Source organism: Paenibacillus favisporus, assembly GCF_040545415.1.
GTDB lineage: Bacteria > Bacillota > Bacilli > Paenibacillales > Paenibacillaceae > Paenibacillus_AQ > Paenibacillus_AQ favisporus.
In genome coordinates this window covers 841,978-859,064 of the sequence record NZ_JBEPLV010000002.1, presented here as the reverse complement: position 1 = coordinate 859,064, position 17,087 = coordinate 841,978, and the positions used below count along the sequence as shown (strand labels likewise).

Sequence of the window (17,087 nt, the reverse complement as noted above, 5' to 3'; positions counted from 1 at the left end):
TTATGATCCGGGCTCGGCCATCGGGATCTTCATCTACTCATCACCTGACCAAACTTGGCGTGAAGAAACGACGGTTTCTCCGGACTGAATCGCCTGCTGGATGAGCATACCCAAATAATGATCCTGCGAAGCATCAGAGAGACTGTAGAAACTGGGCCCGCCCGCAGCGTAGACAGCCATTTGCTGCAGGCAGCAGGCAATCGCGATTTCGTCGTCGTACAGCCTTGCAGGGGCAAACGGATTGTTATACACCCACCGTTCTCCCGCCATAATCCCCTCCAGAAAGTACCCTTCCTGATTCTCGAGCTCACCCTTATTGATTCGCTTGAAGTTTAAATAAAGCGGCGTACGGAAGTCCTTCAGGACCGTCAGCCGGTCATCGAATATTTCGCCCCGCTCCCCCCGAACCGACAGGTGGTTCGAGCGGATCCAGGAACGATGCTGGTCCGCGGTGAAATCGTAAATCCCGAGCTTGCCGCCAAAATCCAGCCAGGCCAAATCCCGCCGGGACGTCACGATCTGTTCTTCCGGCGGCGGTCCGCTCCGGGTAGGTCCTGCCACCCAGTCGGACTCAAACCGCATTGCCCGAACGCGGACGTCTTCAAATCCAATACCGAGCATCTTCCGAAGCAGGGCGGCTCCGTGGTAAAAGTGTGAAATCGATACGGTTGCCTGGGTTACGTTCCCGAGCAGCCCTTCCCGAATGATGGCCATTCTAGCTTGGTTCATCGGATGGAACGGATACTGCTCGGCGACCTGCACCCGCGCACCGCGGCGTGTCAGCTGGTCATGCAGCCGGATCAGCCCGTCCAAATCAGGTGCAGGAGGCGTTTCCGCCAATGCGGGAATGCCTTGGTCCGCCAGCTGAATCAAATACTCCGCGCAAGCCGATGCGCTGACCGATACGATCATGAAATCCGGCTTCGGGCCGGTTAACAGCTGTTCAAGCGTCCTGTATGCGGCCACCTGCCACTGGCGCTCCATCGCCTGGCCTTTGGCTGCGTCCCGGACCACCATTCCCGTGACCTGGAATTTCTCTGGAAGCGCTTGCGCAATTCTTAAAAAATATTGGGCCCGAAATCCACCGCCGCCAATGATGCCGAAAGTTGCAGGCCTTCCCATAACTACACCTCCTTTTTATTGTGAGCAGCCCGAAGGCGGCAGTACCATGAGCGACAGCCATGAACGAATCGCGGATATCGCCAGCTTCTCCTTTGGATCATAACTACCATAGCACCGGCCCTGATCATTGACAATCCGCCGATAGTCAGAAGAAAGAACCGGCCATTGACCGGTTCTTCCCCGATGAAGATGAAACTATTTTACTGTGTACCTGACATCTTTGTTCCCGGAAGAATCCCAAGCTTTGTATGATTGATTTATTCCGCCTGATACCGATCATAAGCCGCCTGATACACGGACATGTACTGGTCCAGTCCCATTTTCTTCAAGTTATTGACGTACCCGTCCCATTGATCGAAAGACGCGGAGCCGTTAATGAATTTTGCTTCCATTTCCGCGGTGTAATCCTCAATGTCCTTGCCGATGGAAGACATGACCTCCGTCTCCTCCGGCGTATAGTTAAAGTTATACAGGATGTTCTTCACCGCGTAAGGCTTGGCTTTTTCGGCCGCGGCCATGGAATTCGGGAGCGTCTCCGACCCTTTGAAATACTTCTCCGTCACGAAGCCAGGATAGCTTCCACCCAGCCAGGTGAAGTATTTGGCCAATGCCTGGTCCTGCGTCAGCCCGTCCGGATTGTTCGTGATTTCGTCCACGTATTTCAAATTGCCGCTCGCGTCACTGGTATACGTCTCACCTTCCTTGCCCATGAAATACAGCTTGGCGCCTTCATCGCTGTAGAAGTAATCCATCCAGCGGATCGTGGCTTCCGGATACGGATCTTTATTGGTAATGGCAAAAGCGCCGACATGCACCATCGGAACTTTGACATGGGCATACAGCTGGTCGCCATGCGGCCCTTTCAAGGCCCCGAGTCCCGTAAATTCCTTGCGCCCCATCACGGTTTCAGGGTTCGGCACGACTGTTGAACCGAGCAGACCGGCTTGACCCTTGGCATTCAAGGCGCTGCCCTCGATCGTAAATATTTCGGGATCGATCAGCCCCTCCTTATAGAGCTTGCTTATAAACTGCAGCACCTCTTTGTACTGCGGCATTGTTTTAATAAAGCGAAGCTTGCCTGTCCCAGGGTCCACATCCACCAGCTTATGCCCGAGGCCGCTGGTGCCAAGCCCCCACGCCCCTTTCATGTGGTCGATCAGTGACGTGACGCCGCCGGCGCTGTACGGAATCTCGTCATGCTTTCCGTTCCCGTTCAGGTCCGTCGCCTTGACCGCCTGCAGGTACTTGTAAAATTCCTCGGTCGTCTGCGGTTCCTCCATCCCCAGCTTCTTCAGCCAATCCTGGTTGATCCACAGCGGCGTGCCGATCAGCATGGAGAGAAGATCCGGGTCATAGAAGGACGGAAGCGAATAAATGTTGCCGTCCGGCATCGTCAGCCCTTTGCGGATGTCCGGATATTTCTCCATCAGCTTTTTGAAATTGGGCGCATATTTATCGATCAGGTTGTTTAACGGGATGAAGACGCCCTGCTGCCCATACCGTGCGAGCTCAGCCGATCCGACGCGCGCCGAATAAAAGACGTCCGGATAATCGCCTCCCGCCAGCGCCAGGTTCCTTTTCTCGGTCAGCGTTTCAAACGGCACCAGATTGAACTTCACCTGGACATTCGACATTTGGCTGTACGTTTTCCAAATCAGCGTATCTTCAAATTTGCTGCCGTTAGTCGGCGACTTGCCTGTGAAAAAGGTCAGCTCAATCGGTTCCTTCACGATCGGCATGCCCGTTTCGTTCAGATTCGCCAGCTTGTCGGTCTTGTTCTCCGCTTCGCCTTCCGACGCACTGCCGCTGCATCCGCTCAGCAAACCCGCAGCCAGAACGAGCGACAGCGTGAGCGGTCCCCATTTGCCCCTCATCTTATGAAGCCGTTTTTGTTTTCCCATACTCCATCTCCTCCGTTAACATTTAAGATTTGAACCTGATCAGCCCTTAATCGCACCAACCATGACACCTTTGACGAAATACTTTTGCAGAAAAGGGTAAAGAATGAGCATCGGCAGATTCGTGACAATGACCGCCGCATATTTGATCGCCTCGGCATCCATCAGACTGCGGGCCAGCGTATCATCGCTGATGTCAACCATCTCCTGCATCTGGTTCTGTACCAGAATCTCGCGCAGAAACAGCTGCATCGGGTACAAATCCCGGTCCGACAAATAGAGCAGCGCGCTGAAGTAAGCATTCCAATGTCCGACCGCGTAGAACAGCACCATGACCGCGAGTACCGGTCCCGACAGGGGCAGTACGACTTTGAGCAAAATTTTAATATTGGAGCATCCATCCATGAAAGCCGCTTCTTGAACTTCCTTGGGGATGGAGGATTGAAAAAACGTGCGCATGATCAGAATGTTCCATACCGAGACGGCGGACGGAATAATCATGGCCCAGAACGTATTGAGCAGCCCGAGGCTTTTGATCAGCAGGTATGTCGGAATCATGCCGCCGCCAAAAAACATCGTAAACACGATCAAGAACGTAAAGAAGTGCCTGCCTTTAAAGTCCGCGCGGGACAGCGGATACGCCCCGGCCACGGTCATCACCACATTGAGCGCGGTTCCGACAACCGTATACATGACCGTGTTCATAAAGCCACGAAGCAGCTCCTTGTTCCCAAACAGGCGTTCATAACCAACGAGCGAGAACCCTTTGGGCCACAGCCATACTTCTCCCCGTATCACCGACCCGGGATTGCTGACCGATGCGATCAGCACGAAGAACAGTGGATACAGAACGATCAGGGTGACACCCCCTAACAGAACATAGATGCCTATTCCCGTGATCCGCTCGGACCTGGTCTCCAGCATGGATGACCCTCCTTCCGTTGTCTAGTCAAGATTACCATAGGCTGCTTCCGCCCATTTTACCCGCGATCCGGTTTACGGTCAGGAGCAGCACGAAATTGACGACGGCATTAAACAGCCCCACGGCCGCGGAATAGCTGTACTGCGCCCCCAAAATGCCGCTGCGGTATACGTTGGTGGCAATGACGTCCGACGCTTCCATATTGAGCGAATTTTGCATCAGGAACACCTTTTCAAAACCGACGCCCAAGATCGATCCGATGTTCAAAATGAGCAGAACGACGATCGTCGGCGCGATGCCCGGCAAATTGATGTGCCACATCCGTTTGAGCCGGCCGGCACCATCCACCTTGGCCGCTTCATGAAGCTGAGGGTCAATCCCGGACAAGGCGGCCAAATAAATGATCGAGCTCCAGCCCATGCTCTGCCACACGCCTGACCAGACATAGATGCTCTTGAACCATGACGGCTCGGTCAGAAAAGCAACCGGCTGTCCGCCAAGCCATACGATAACCGCATTGACGAGCCCGCTGACCGGAGACAGAAACATCATCAGCATGCCGACCACAACCACAGTCGATAAAAAATGCGGGGCATAAGTCACCGTCTGGACGAATCGCCGGAACTTGGATGAACGCACCTCATGCAGCAGGAGCGCCAGCACGATCGGAACCGGAAAACCCGCAATCAACTCATACACCCCGATGCCGAGCGTGTTCCACAGAATGCGCGCAAAATAAAAGCTGTCAAAAAAGCGTTCGATATGCTTGAGCCCGACCCAAGGACTCCCCGTGATGCCTTTCGAGGCGATGTAATCCTTGAATGCGATCTGCACGCCGTACATGGGAATATAGTGGAAGACGATAAAGTAACCCAGAACCGGGGCAATCAACAGATACAGCTGCCAATTCCGGAGCCATGCCGCCGCCCGGCTGCTCCCTCGTCCGTTTTTCTTATACATGTTGCCGCCCTTGCCGGCCATCTTGTTCACCGCCGTTTGGCTGTCCACAACGAATTTCCCTCCCCCTTGATCTTCTGTGCAAGATTCATGCCCCATGCTGGACGCTATCTGACACGAATGCATCATGACACAGCTTTGCCACGCGCCGCTATGGACAATTTTCAAGATGCTTACCTATCTCTCAACTCTTCTAACTTGCAGTCCGGAAATCATGAATAATCAAACTAAATCATAAAATTTGCATATACAATTTTTACGTTCTCTTAACATCCGCGTCCAATCGGCTTAATAGTGAGCCGTTACATTAATGGGATAGGTATCCATGCCAAAATGGTTTGAAGGGAGCTTAAGCGGTGATGATTAGCTGGATCAAAGAACGCAGGCGCTCGCTGTTCGTCCAGATTTTTGTTAGTTTTCTTGCGCTGATCCTGCTGTTTGGCGGGGTTTATACGGCCATTTACCATATGTTTAAAGGAACGCTTCAGGAAGAAATCATCCAGTCAAACCAAAGTGATCTGCACGATGCGGCAGGCCGCTTCACCAATCAGCTCCAGCGTCTGCAGGTGCTGCTGTACGATCTGTACAACCAGGAGGACTTGATCGGCTTTAACAGCCAGCTTCACAGCGCCGAGAGCCAAAACATCGATTATCTCAAAGCCCGAAGCGTGATTCTTCAAATGAGAAGGGATGTATACAACCCCCTCTTTTACCTGGAAGACGTCATTATTTATTTTGACGAAAAAGATTTTGCCCTCAGCAAATCCGGAAGCAGCAGCGCTTCCTACCTGTTCAGCCATCTGTATGCCAGCTCCGCATACCCGCAGCATTTCTGGCAGGCCGCCTCCGATCCGTCTGATCCGCAGACGTTCCGGCTGCTGCCGGCGTCGCCGTTTCACGTCAATGTCACGGTGCCGGATGCCAAGCAGCTGCTGCCTTACGTCTACCAGCCGCCTGGCGGGCGGTATCAGGTGATCGCATTGATCGATATTGAGAAAGCGGCCAGTTCATTTTTCGGCAACACCCAGAACCGGACGGTTGGAATCATGGACCCGGAGGGAAACCTGCTGTATCAGCATGGGAAAATCAGCATGGATACGCTGCCTGAATTCAAGCCGGGACAGCTGCAGATGCTCATTGACGATACCTATTACTTCAAAACATCGTCGGACCAAGGGCTGACCTATATTACGGCGGTACCCTACAAGCATGTCTCCTCGCAGTTCAGCCGGGTGACAGGGACCGTCCTGATCATCTTCATGCTGACGTTAGCCGTTTCTGTAGGCGTTTCCATCCTCCTCAGCCGCAAGCTGCATACGCCCGTCAAGCGCATGCTGTCCGCCATGCTGGACAATAAACCCTTTGATGCAGCCCCTGCACCCTTGCGGAAGGGCGCGGTGGAATATGATCTGATCGCGGAGAGGATCCACGAGCTGCAGCGGGACAAAAACGAGATCCGGGCCAAGCTCCAACAGCAGCGGTCTGTACTGACCAGCTATTCCTATATCAGCCGCCTTAAAAACATCAACACGGATATCAACGAATGGAAGGACTTCCTGACGGCGGACGAACGCTATGTCGTGGTGCTGTATCACATCCGGTTCCGCTTGTCGCATACGTCAGATTTGCCTGTGCACGCCGATACAGCCGTCAGGCATCTGCTGGACCATATTCATATCCTGACGACCGGGCAGTTCGAGGGCTCCCATACGTTCCAGCTGGAGAAAAATGAAATTATATCTATTATTAAGGGAGCATCCTCAAGCTCGACTTATGCCTTTCTGGAAGAGATCCGCAGCATGCTGGAGGCGGAGAAGGACCAGATTCTGGTCAGCATTGCCGTCAGCGGCGATATCCACCAGGTATCGGAGTTCAGCCGGGCTTACCATGAGCTGCGGTCGTGGACGGCCCAGGCCAAATTGGTCGAGGAGGCCCAGCTGATTACCGGCAGCCGCTCCCTTCCCGCTTCCGTATCCCTAAGCCCGGCTCAGGAGCGCGAATTCACCGCTTCCCTGCAATCGGGCCAGGATGCCCGCTGCCTGCAGCTGATCGACCAGGCGCTGGACTTCATGCGGCGCAAGGAAGCCGGCATCGGCCAATTCCGCTTCTTCGCCGATTCCATCGCTTCGCGGGTAATCTACTTCGTGGAAGCCGCCCAGGTGGAACCAACGAAGATTCAGTCGCTGAAGCAGTGGACCCGCGGGCTGCAGGACTGCCAGTGCGTCACCGATTACCGACAAGTCTTCCGGCAGCTGCTCGAAGCGTCCTGCTCCCTGCTGCGTTCCAAGTGGGATGCGCGGGAAGAGCCGCTGATCTCCAAGCTGCTGAAGGTCATGCAGACCCAGTACGCAGAGGATTTGTCCCTGGATTACCTGTCGGCCAAATTCAATCTGACGAGCACCTATTTATCCGCCTATATCAAAGACAAGACCGGCTTGAATTTCAGCGACCATATGCAGGGCATCCGGATGGAAAAGGCGCGCGAGCTGCTCGCCTGCACCAGCCTGACCGTCAATGAAATCAGCCAGCAGGTCGGGTACCTCAATATCACCTCTTTCAACCGGACCTTTAAAAAGGTGACCGGCATCACGCCGGGTGCCTACCGCAAAAGGCATTGGCTTCAGAGCACCAGCCAAAGCGGTTAGCGGAACCTGGATGCGGCGCTCCGCTCTTTTCGCATGTTGACCCAACACAAAAACAGCCAATTGCCGGTTATATACAGGCGAATGGCTGTTTTTTCTTGATTTTTACATATCGCAAACAATAAAAATCTGCTCTAATCCATATGCTGTGTACACTGATGTTTCTGCGACTAAATGCTAGACCCCGATATCCTGAACGACCAGCAGGCCCGGCAGCAAGTTAAGCACAGTTGCGCTGATAAACAATACAAAATCCGCCTTAGGTTCATTTTGCTAATTATATCCTAAAGAAAAGCAGGGAAAGTGTCACGTGGCGGGGTATTTTTCGCGGATGAAGTCAAGAAAAGTTTCCGATACCGGGGTAAGCGGCCTGTCTTTTTTCCATACTACGCCAATCGGAAGCTTGCATGCCGGGTCATCGACCTTCACCCAGTGCAATTGATGATTTTGAACACCTATCGTCTTCGGCAGCAAGGCAACTCCAAAACCCGCAGAAACGAGCCCGGCCACCGTATCCAATTCGTCCGCTTCAAATACGGTGTTCGGGCGAATCTGTTTTTTTTCGAACAATTGGTTGATGGTGAAATTTAACCCGCAGGACGTCTTTAAACCGACAAAAGGCTCATCCTGCAACTCCTCCAAACTGATTTGGCTTTTGCTGCTCCACCGATGATGCTGCGGAAGGGCCAGAAATAATTCGGGCATGCCGAGCAAATGCCAGTTGAACTTGTCATCCAGCAGCTCGGGCGTGGAAAGGCCGAAATCGCATTCGTGATTGGAGATGAGCGTAAGCAATTGTTGGTTGGAGCTCTCATGAAGCTCAAAACGGATGTCGGTATAACGCTCCCGAAAGGAACCGAGCAGGCTCGGGATCAGCTGAGCTCCGAGCGTATGCAGGAAGCTAAGGGAAATCACACCTGCCTCCGGATTAATTTGATTTGCGATCTCCTGTTTGGCTTGCTCAATTTCACGAAAAGCGAGTTCGGCCCGTTCCAGAAAAAGGCGCCCGAACCGGTTCAGGACCAAATTACGTCCGCTCCGTTCGAACAAAGCCACGCCCAGCTCCTTCTCCAAGCCTGCGATGGAACGGCTCAAGGCAGGCTGGGACAGGGATAACTGCTGTGCCGCCTTCGTCATATGCTGCAGCTTCGCCACCGCAATAAAATACTCAATCTGCTGCCACTCGATTTTCATCCCCTCCTCATCCATTACATTTATGCATGATTTATATACGAATTATAAATTAGACGAAATGAATGAACAAGGATACGATTCTAACTATAAGGAGGGATCGCAGATGACGTTCGATAAGCAGATGCTAAACCACTTACGGCAGCCTGTGTCTTTTAAGGTAACTGGGGGCGGCGGCGTTAAGCTCCATGTCGAGGAATCGGGCAATGTCCATGGCCGCCCGATGCTGTTCCTGCACGGCGGATCGCAGTGCAGCTTGTGTTGGAAGAAGCAGATTCATTCGGAGCTTGCCCTGGATTACCACCTGGTAACGATGGATTTTCGCGGTCACGGGCAATCGGATAAACCGGCGCAAGGGTATGCCGACGGACGGCTGTGGGCGGAGGATATTCATTCAGTCATCCGAGAGATGGGATTGATTCAACCGGTATTGGTCGGGTGGTCATTCGCGGGAATCCCCCTTCTCGACTATATCCGGGAATACGGAGAGAACGAAATTGGAGGTATCCTGTTTGCGGGTGCCTTAACCCGGCTGGGCAGGGAAGCCTTAATAGCCGATATGGGAAGCGACACGCTGAACATGTCGGCGAGCCTCTTCTCTGACGAACCGATGGTTCGGATCAACACGCTGGACCAGTGGCTGGAGCAAAGCGTGTTTTATCACACTTTGACCCGCGAGGAACACTATCTCTTTCTCGGATCCAATGTGGTCGTTCCGGCATTCGTACATCAAGGAATCTTTAACAGGCAGATCACGAACGACGATGTATTGTCATCGATGACGAAGCCCGTTCGGATCACACACGGAGCCGAGGATTGTACCGTGAAGCTTGAAGCCAGCCGGCGAACCGCTGAAATCATCCCCCATTCCAAGGTATCCCTGTATGAAGAAGCAGGGCATGCGGTCTTTTGGGATCAGCCCGAGCGCTTTAATCTGGAACTCAAACAGTTTGTTGATTCGATCGGACCGAGCTGAATCCGAAACGCTGCATCCATGCTCAGTGCTTAATTTTCTGCAAATCATCCATCATTATTTAAGAGAGGCGGCATCAAAAATGAACACTTATCAAGCATTAACGGTAGATTGGAAAGGGGAACAGCTGAAGCCGGAAGTACGGGGCTATTCGCTGGACGAACTGCCGGAAGGGGACGTAACGATCCGCATTGCATACTCAGGCGTGAACTATAAAGACGGGCTGGCCAGCATCCCTGGAGGTAATATCGTAAGCAGTTACCCGCATATCCCGGGAATCGACTTGTCCGGAACCGTCGTCGCTTCGTCTGACCCGGCATTCCGTGAGGGAGACGAAGTCCTCGTTACGGGATACGGATTGGGGGTATCCCATCCGGGAGGCTTCAGCCAAATAACGCGGGTGCCCGCTGCTTGGGTCGTCCCCCTGCCGCCGGGTATGTCGGCGAAGGCAGCGATGGCGGTCGGCACCGCCGGGTTCACCGCTGCCTTATCCATTCACCGGATGGAGGAGAACGGACTGGCTCCCGGCCAAGGCCCTGTGCTTGTGACCGGCGCCACCGGCGGCGTGGGGAGCTGGACCGTCGCCATGCTGGCGCGGTCGGGTTATGACGTGACGGCCAGCTCCCGCAAAAGCGCTGAAGCCGAGTATTTGAAAAAACTAGGCGCAGCCGAATGCATTTCGCCCCAGGAGCTGGAATTGCCTGAAGGACGCTCTCTTCATCAGGAGCGGTGGGCCGGTGCGGTCGATCCGGTAGGCGGGGCTCTTCTGCCTCATGTCCTAAGATCGGTCCGTTACGGAGGCTCTGTCGCTGTCAGCGGTTTTACCGGGGGAATGGACTTCGCCTCATCGGTGCTTCCGTTTATTTTACGCGGCGTTAATCTGCTCGGCATTGACTCGGTGCAGTGCCCTATGGAGCTCCGGCGCAAAGTATGGGGACGGGTCGCGGCCGAGTGGCTGCCGGAAGAAGAAATGCTCGATTCCGTCGTTCACGAGATTGCGCTGTCCGATCTGCCGGATGCGTTGACTCAAATTCTTCAAGGCCGCATGCGGGGCCGGGCTATCGTGAACCTGACTTGAGCAGCATGTCATCGTAAAGCGTGAGACGTGTACTGGAACGCTGGTCGCTGTTAACGACCCATCCGGTCACGTCTTTTCAATTGTTAGGAGTTAAATCACTTATCATATAATTGAGCAGTTCTGCGTACTCGATCGGCAATCTCTGCTCTTATGTGTTCAGGTTCCAATACGAGGACATTCGGCCCAAAACTTAGAATCGTATCATATAGCCAACTATCCTCCAGAAATTCCCCTTTAACTTGAAGTGAGCCGTCAGGTAAAGGGGTGATCGATTCCGCTTTGAAGTAGTCCTGTACTCTCGTTCTTACCTGCGGCTGAAAATGTAACTCCAAATGAGTAACCGGACCGCGATCGTACCATAAAGCCTCTAAATCCTCGATCGTTTTATTTCGGCGAACAAAGCTCTCTAAGGTAATCCGCAGGTTGTTTATTCGGGATAATCGAAAGATTCGATAATTTTTCCGAGTCGTACAATACCCGTACACATACCAAATATAACCTTTTAATGCTATCGTCATCGGTTCTATTTTACGAGCATGATATTCGCCAAGCATGTCTGGGTAATCAAATTCAACCATCAGGTTGTCCTTAATGGCTCCGCGCAATCGTTCTATAATGTCTTGTTCCGATCGTCCGTGCCCCCACGGATTAAAGTCTACGATCATTTTCTGCTTATGCTCCTGCATTTGATCACGTTCCGCTTTTACGATAAGAGCTTGTACTTTATCCATTAACAGTTGGATCTTCTGATCATCCAGCGAGGAAAGCATCCCGTTCAGGGCCGTCTCAATCACAAACAGTTCTTCAAAAGTCAGCAGCTGACGGTCTAGTTTATAATGATCGATCAGTCCGTAACCCCCAGCGATCCCCGTATAGGATACGATAGGGATACCCGCCTTATTAATTGCATCGATATCTCGGCAGATCGTTCGGACCGATACCTCAAAACGTTCGGCGAGTTCCTTGCCGCTTATTCTATCGCGCCCCAACAGCAGCGTCACGATAGCAAGAAGCCTGTCGATTTTCAAGGCTCTTGTCCTCCATTTCCGCTTCACACTATAGTTCAATACACACTCATTAAAACACAAAACGTTGGCCTAAAAAACCCGAACAGTTAATGACATAATGATGTCGTAAACGGTATAGTACAATGTCACTGCACCTTAAACGAAAGGAGAGGCAAACCTTGATGAATCTAATGATTACAGACAACAAGTATTATCACGCTCCGGATCACCCCGAACTGATTGAGCTTGAAAGCAACCTTTATCTTACAATTTCCGATCAGGGTGCCCCTGGCGGATCTGCCCACCTGGCTGCTGTACAAGCACTTCACACCTCTGCATACGGAGTCAAATTACTGATGATGAAGGAAGGCAAAGATTTTATCGTGCCGGTTCTGGAGGGGCTCTGGTGGGTGGACGGCAATAAGCCTGTTCGGGAAGTGCCAATGGAGCAATGGTATTGGAAACTGCTCATACGAGTTCCCGACTACGTGACAGAGAGCCATTGGGAGAGGACCAAAATAAATGCGATCATGGACAATCCGCTCATTCAATCTGTCGTCCTAGAAACGATCAATGAGGGTAAATGCGTGCAAATGATGCATAACGGCCCCTATGATCGGGAGCAGGAAACCGTGGATTTGATTGAGGCATTTATGAAGGACCATAACCTGGTACAAAACGGGCTTCATCATGAAATTTATATTTCCGATATCATGAGCATCCCTCCGGAGAAGGCAAGGACCATTTTACGACACCCGGTAAGAAAGGGCACAACATAAACCAGAAGGTGAGCCTTGAGGTCGGATCACTTCGCTTGCCCGTAATTTGCCAAAGGAGGCGGCAATCGACGGGAAGTCAAAAATGGCGGTGCAGGGATAACCCCCTGCACCGCCATTTTGTCAATTTCATCCAAGCAAACTTACTGCGGGCGCTCAATCGTGAAAATGTCCCCGATCCGCGCGTAATGGTTGCCGGCCAGCCGGCTAACCGCAGCCAGACGACGGGCGTCGATCCTACCGTTCTCGTACAAATCCTCCTGGATATGAAACTGAACGATTCGGCCGATGATAAAGTCGCATCCGTCTGAATCCTTTCCGCCCAGTTCAAGCGCTTGTTCGAGCACACACTCCATCCGGATCTTGGCTTCGGCGACGCCCGGAACAGAGACTTTGGTGCTTTCGACTGGCGTCAATCCGGCTATTTCGATTTCGCTGTGGTCCGGAGGCAGCTTGGCTGCCGTCTCATTCACTTGCCGAACATTCTGCTCATCCACGATATGAACGACAAACTCCTGAAGGTCGCGAATGTTTCTGGCCGTATCCTTAAGCCCGCCGTCTGACCGCTGAATGGACAGGGAAATCATCGGCGGGTTACTGGACACGATGTTAAAGTAGCTGAACGGCGCTCCGTTCAATACGCCATCCTGTGATTTCGTCGTCACAAACGCGATCGGCCTGGGAATGATGCTGCCAATCAGCAGCTTGTAGTTATCCCTTTCGCTCTGGGCCCCAGGATCGATGGATATCATGCGGGCTGCCCCTCCCTTCAATTAGTCCAGTGTTCTGACTTCAAACGGAAGCAGAACCCGTTCAAGTTCAGCGCGATGAGGTTCGTATTGCGCCGGCAGCATCAGCTGCTGTCCCATCGTTTCCAAAGACTCGTCATGGGCAAATCCTGGAGGATCGGTGGCAATTTCAAACAAGATTTCGCCATGCTCTTTAAAATAGACGGCATTGAAGTAGTTGCGGTCGCGCACATGCGTCACGTGATAGCCGTTGTCAGCAACATAGCTCTGCCAGTCCAGCTGATCCTGATCGTCTTTGGCCCGCCAGGCAATATGGTGAACCGTTCCGACCCCCATCTGGCCGCGGCCTGCCGAGGCCAGCTTCAGATCGATGACGTTGCCGATATCCGCAGTAGAGCGATACCGGGCCAAATCCCCTTCTTTGCCGATGAGTTCCAGACCCATCACGTTCTCCAGCAAATCCGCCGTCTGCTCCGGATGCGCGGAATACAGGGTCGCGCCTCCGAATCCTTTGATCGCAACGTCCGCAGTTACGCCGCCAAAGCTCCAGGCATTAGGCTCGCCTTCCTCCCGCTCAACGATTTCCAAATGGAGTCCGTGCGGATCGTCAAACGTCAAGTACGTTTCGCCAAAGCGCTGCGTTGTTGTAAAAGGAACCTGAAACTGCTCCAGCCGTTTTTCCCAGAAGGACATCGCACCGGCAGGCACAACATAAGACGTTACTCCAACCTGGCCGTCGCCGATTTTGCCCTGATACGCGTTTGCCCAAGGGAAGAATGTAATGATCGTCCCCGGTTTGCCGCCTTCATTGCCAAAGTACAAATGATAGGTACCCGGATCGTCGAAGTTGACCGTTTTCTTGACCAGGCGAAGCCCCAATACGCCGGCATAAAAATCGACGTTTTCCTGCGGATGACCCACAATGGCTGTAATATGGTGAATTCCCATCGTTTTTTTACTCATTTTAAATTCCTCCCGTGATCTTCATTATTTTAGATCGAATGATTAAACCTGCACATGAAGCTGATGCTTGATTTTTCCGAGCAGCTGTACGAAGGTTCCCGACTCCTCTTCAGACAGTGATCCGAACAGCTGCTCCACCCGCTCCTGATGTCTTGGCATGATGGACTGCATGAACGCTTCCCCTTCGCGGGTAAGAACCAGATGGATCACCCGGCGGTCGTCAGGACACGGTACCCGTTTGAGCATGTTCTTGCGCTCCAGCTTATCGATCACATACGTCATGGATCCGCTTGACACCAAAATGCGCTGCGCCACTTCGTGGATCGTCTGCTTACCATGGAAGTAGAGAACTTCCAATACTGAAAATTCCGTAACGTGAAGGTCGGTTTTCGCCAGCTCGGCTCTAATGCATTCCTGGATTTCTTTAGAGGTCTGCATTAACGCCAGGTACGCTTTATTTTTGCATGTTGATTGCATCCGATTCCCACCCTTCAAAAACCTTAAATTCATTTGTCTTTAATTTGAGATATTTGATTATGAGACAATTCTATGCTTAAATGCGGTTGGTGTCAACCCCCTTTTTTTCGTCTTTCTGAATAACCCCTTCCCTGCCTCAGTTAGCCGCTTCTAGAGGGTTTGTCCAGAGTTAACGATGTTTAAATCAACCTTGCATTTCACGGTAAGATGAGCATACTCTTCATACCAGTCAAGTTTCTTCCAGGAAGCATAACTCATACTGTTGCGCACATAAGCACCAATTCCGATGCTGTCCACCTTGTTATCCTGCATAAACTTGATCATCTCTTCGGCTCTGCTCTCCAGATGCCTTGCTGCCTGCTGCAATAATGTATTTCGGTCCGCATCACTGTGCAGCTTCAATTTTCCGATATACTCGAGCACCGATCCGGACGCCTTGATATGAATCATCACCACGGGTTTGCCGCTCTTGTCGCGAAGAACATCGATCTTCCGGTCACTCTTCAAATAGTTGAAGGTGATCAGCTCTTTGTGCTGTCCTTCCGAAGCCAGATGGATCGTCATATCCGCATGCCGCAGATTATGTCGTAACAAAGCCAATATGTGCAAATCATCCGGTTTGATCCTGGTAATATATCTGTCCCCTCTAAACAGTCCTACGCCGGAGACCGTAATCGTATCTCCCGCGTCTTTGATGATGGGAGCGATCGGATCAATTCCGTCATCGTAATAATCCCGTATGAATTCGTACAGGGTAGCCTCAGGCACCGTTTGATACGCCGCTTCCTTTTCCAGCAAAGTATAAATGTACCGGTCGGTTCGGGGGTGCTCCTTGTAATTTTTTTTAAGCAAATCATAGGCATCGCCATCAGCCAGAGTAATCTTGACTTTAGGCGGAATCGATGGATCTCGGCTCAGCGTATCCATTTGGTCCAAGAGACCGCCCTCGGCTAAAGGCAGGCTGAAGAGAAGGTTCCGCAGCTGTCCGTTAACCAGCAGCAGACTGGTTTGTCTGACCAATTTCGGTTGTGAGTCCTTACTGCTGTGGGCGATAGCTTGCAGCACCTCCCGGTCCGTCTTGGAGTTCGGATCTGCCTTGGGTACGCTCAGTCCGATTTTAAAATTATGGTCCGGCAAAAGATCGTAGCTGATCGTGTGGCAAAATCCGGTTCTCTCCAATATGTGCTGATCGTCGCATCCTGTAAGCATTGCAAGGGTCAACAATAATCCGGGCCATCTTTTGTTCATGATTGGAATTCACCTCTGCTCCGTTGAATAAGCAACAACAAGATCAAAGCAATCGGGAAGCCGAAAGCAAGACCGATTTCGATGTAAGCCGCGTAATGCAGCCACCTTTGAGCCTCCATCAGCACTTCCGGGATAAAGGAGATCACATAACCGAACAATATTATCAAAAAGCTTAATACGGCAGTTTTTAATTTGGGGAACATCCTTTTCCCGACCTCAACGGCAGCCCAGCTGTTCATCACCGTCGTGATCATGGTCGTAAACAAGAGAAAACCGTAAAGCAGATTCTCAATGCGTTCAATGAGCGGAAGGTGAACATAAGCAAACAAGACCAGAATCGGGTATTGCAGCACCTTCAGATAGCCCAAACCGAAAAAGCCAAAAGAGACGAAGGCAATGAACGCATACACGATGGTCGCCAGCCCGCTGCTTATAAATGCCGACCGCATGAGATGCGTTTTTTTGTCCGCATATGGAAAAAGCAGTAGGGTCAGCTCGTATCCGAGAAAAGCTGGATACACATCGAAAAACCCTTTGATTTTGTCTGGATTTCCACCTTGAAAAATGAAAGGCGTAAGCCGGGTCCACTTAAAGTCATGATAGTAAAAAAAGAACAAAAAAAGGATCCACACCGTGATGATATAAAAAACGGTCGAAACTTTGGCAATATTGTAAATCCCCTTATTAATCAATAAATAGGCGAGCATACAAAAAATAAACATAAAGATCATCGGATGGGTCGAAGGAAAAGCGATAATTTGAAAGATAAATATGTACTCCTTCGCGGCCAAACAGCCGATCGTTACCCAGAAACAGCATAAACAAAGGTAAATCGGGAACAGAACGATTTTGGGAATCGACCTTTCTAGCGTTTCAAAGACGGATTTCCCTTTGGACAGCCGATAAACAACAGCAATGATCGCGGTGTTCAGAAATACAAAGGCCGCCAAAATGAATATCGCAAGCCAACCGTTCGTTCCAAAATGCTGGGCAAGCATTCGGGGAAGGCTGAAGCTGAATACGCCGACTTGGGTCATATAGATTAATATGGTGGCGTGAAACGCAGATAACTTCTCCTTCATGA

General features: G+C 51.7%; 15 protein-coding genes. 4 read left to right on the top strand and 11 right to left on the bottom strand.

Annotated elements, in window-relative coordinates:
• Positions 1 to 33: 33 nt before the first annotated feature.
• From ABID47_RS11895 to ABID47_RS11880, 4 genes are all read right to left on the bottom strand, one after another.
• Complete coding sequence (locus tag ABID47_RS11895; protein WP_354496891.1) at positions 34 to 1,122, bottom strand: Gfo/Idh/MocA family protein; 1,089 nt, start codon at positions 1,120 to 1,122, stop codon at positions 34 to 36.
• Positions 1,123 to 1,379: 257 nt separating this feature from the next.
• A complete protein-coding gene (locus tag ABID47_RS11890) occupies positions 1,380 to 3,023 on the bottom strand; it encodes a type 2 periplasmic-binding domain-containing protein (RefSeq protein ID WP_354496889.1) in 1,644 nt (547 codons plus the stop codon).
• Between the two features lie 39 nt (positions 3,024 to 3,062).
• Complete coding sequence (locus ABID47_RS11885) at positions 3,063 to 3,944, bottom strand: carbohydrate ABC transporter permease (RefSeq protein ID WP_354496887.1); 882 nt, start codon at positions 3,942 to 3,944, stop codon at positions 3,063 to 3,065.
• A 31-nt stretch (positions 3,945 to 3,975) separates the two neighbouring features.
• Entirely contained in the window at positions 3,976 to 4,902 is a 927-nt protein-coding gene (locus tag ABID47_RS11880) for an ABC transporter permease (RefSeq protein ID WP_354497307.1), read from the bottom strand.
• A gap of 356 nt (positions 4,903 to 5,258) precedes the next feature.
• On the opposite strand from ABID47_RS11880, the gene ABID47_RS11875 reads away from it, so the two are divergent.
• Complete coding sequence (locus ABID47_RS11875; RefSeq protein ID WP_354497305.1) at positions 5,259 to 7,544, top strand: helix-turn-helix domain-containing protein; 2,286 nt, start codon at positions 5,259 to 5,261, stop codon at positions 7,542 to 7,544.
• Positions 7,545 to 7,847: 303 nt separating this feature from the next.
• Here ABID47_RS11875 and ABID47_RS11870 read toward each other — a convergent pair whose 3' ends face one another.
• Entirely contained in the window at positions 7,848 to 8,735 is an 888-nt protein-coding gene (locus tag ABID47_RS11870; protein ID WP_354496885.1) for a LysR family transcriptional regulator, read from the bottom strand.
• Positions 8,736 to 8,838: 103 nt separating this feature from the next.
• Between ABID47_RS11870 and ABID47_RS11865 the strand changes: the two genes are divergently transcribed.
• Both ABID47_RS11865 and ABID47_RS11860 read left to right on the top strand, forming a co-directional pair.
• The gene (locus ABID47_RS11865; protein WP_354496883.1) at positions 8,839 to 9,708 is read left to right on the top strand and encodes an alpha/beta fold hydrolase; all 870 of its coding nucleotides are present in this window, start codon (positions 8,839 to 8,841) and stop codon (positions 9,706 to 9,708) included.
• A 79-nt stretch (positions 9,709 to 9,787) separates the two neighbouring features.
• Complete coding sequence (locus tag ABID47_RS11860; protein WP_354496881.1) at positions 9,788 to 10,783, top strand: acrylyl-CoA reductase family protein; 996 nt, start codon at positions 9,788 to 9,790, stop codon at positions 10,781 to 10,783.
• A 95-nt stretch (positions 10,784 to 10,878) separates the two neighbouring features.
• Here ABID47_RS11860 and ABID47_RS11855 read toward each other — a convergent pair whose 3' ends face one another.
• Positions 10,879 to 11,811, bottom strand: a complete 933-nt coding sequence (locus ABID47_RS11855) for a helix-turn-helix transcriptional regulator (RefSeq protein ID WP_354496879.1) — start codon at positions 11,809 to 11,811, stop codon at positions 10,879 to 10,881.
• Between the two features lie 161 nt (positions 11,812 to 11,972).
• On the opposite strand from ABID47_RS11855, the gene ABID47_RS11850 reads away from it, so the two are divergent.
• Entirely contained in the window at positions 11,973 to 12,569 is a 597-nt protein-coding gene (locus tag ABID47_RS11850) for a GyrI-like domain-containing protein (protein ID WP_354497303.1), read from the top strand.
• 140 nt (positions 12,570 to 12,709) lie between these two features.
• Here ABID47_RS11850 and ABID47_RS11845 read toward each other — a convergent pair whose 3' ends face one another.
• From ABID47_RS11845 to ABID47_RS11825, 5 genes are all read right to left on the bottom strand, one after another.
• On the bottom strand, positions 12,710 to 13,318 hold the full coding sequence (locus ABID47_RS11845; protein ID WP_354496877.1) for a flavin reductase family protein: 609 nt from the start codon (positions 13,316 to 13,318) through the stop codon (positions 12,710 to 12,712).
• A 21-nt stretch (positions 13,319 to 13,339) separates the two neighbouring features.
• A complete protein-coding gene (locus ABID47_RS11840) occupies positions 13,340 to 14,278 on the bottom strand; it encodes a ring-cleaving dioxygenase (RefSeq protein ID WP_354496875.1) in 939 nt (312 codons plus the stop codon).
• A gap of 42 nt (positions 14,279 to 14,320) precedes the next feature.
• Complete coding sequence (locus ABID47_RS11835; RefSeq protein ID WP_145156529.1) at positions 14,321 to 14,755, bottom strand: MarR family winged helix-turn-helix transcriptional regulator; 435 nt, start codon at positions 14,753 to 14,755, stop codon at positions 14,321 to 14,323.
• Positions 14,756 to 14,905: 150 nt separating this feature from the next.
• Positions 14,906 to 16,003 (bottom strand): Ger(x)C family spore germination protein, encoded by a 1,098-nt coding sequence (locus tag ABID47_RS11830; RefSeq protein ID WP_354496872.1) that lies wholly within the window; start codon positions 16,001 to 16,003, stop codon positions 14,906 to 14,908.
• Positions 16,000 to 17,085, bottom strand: a complete 1,086-nt coding sequence (locus tag ABID47_RS11825) for a GerAB/ArcD/ProY family transporter (protein ID WP_354496870.1) — start codon at positions 17,083 to 17,085, stop codon at positions 16,000 to 16,002. Before ABID47_RS11825 ends, ABID47_RS11830 begins: the two co-directional genes overlap by 4 nt.
• Positions 17,086 to 17,087: the final 2 nt, after the last annotated feature.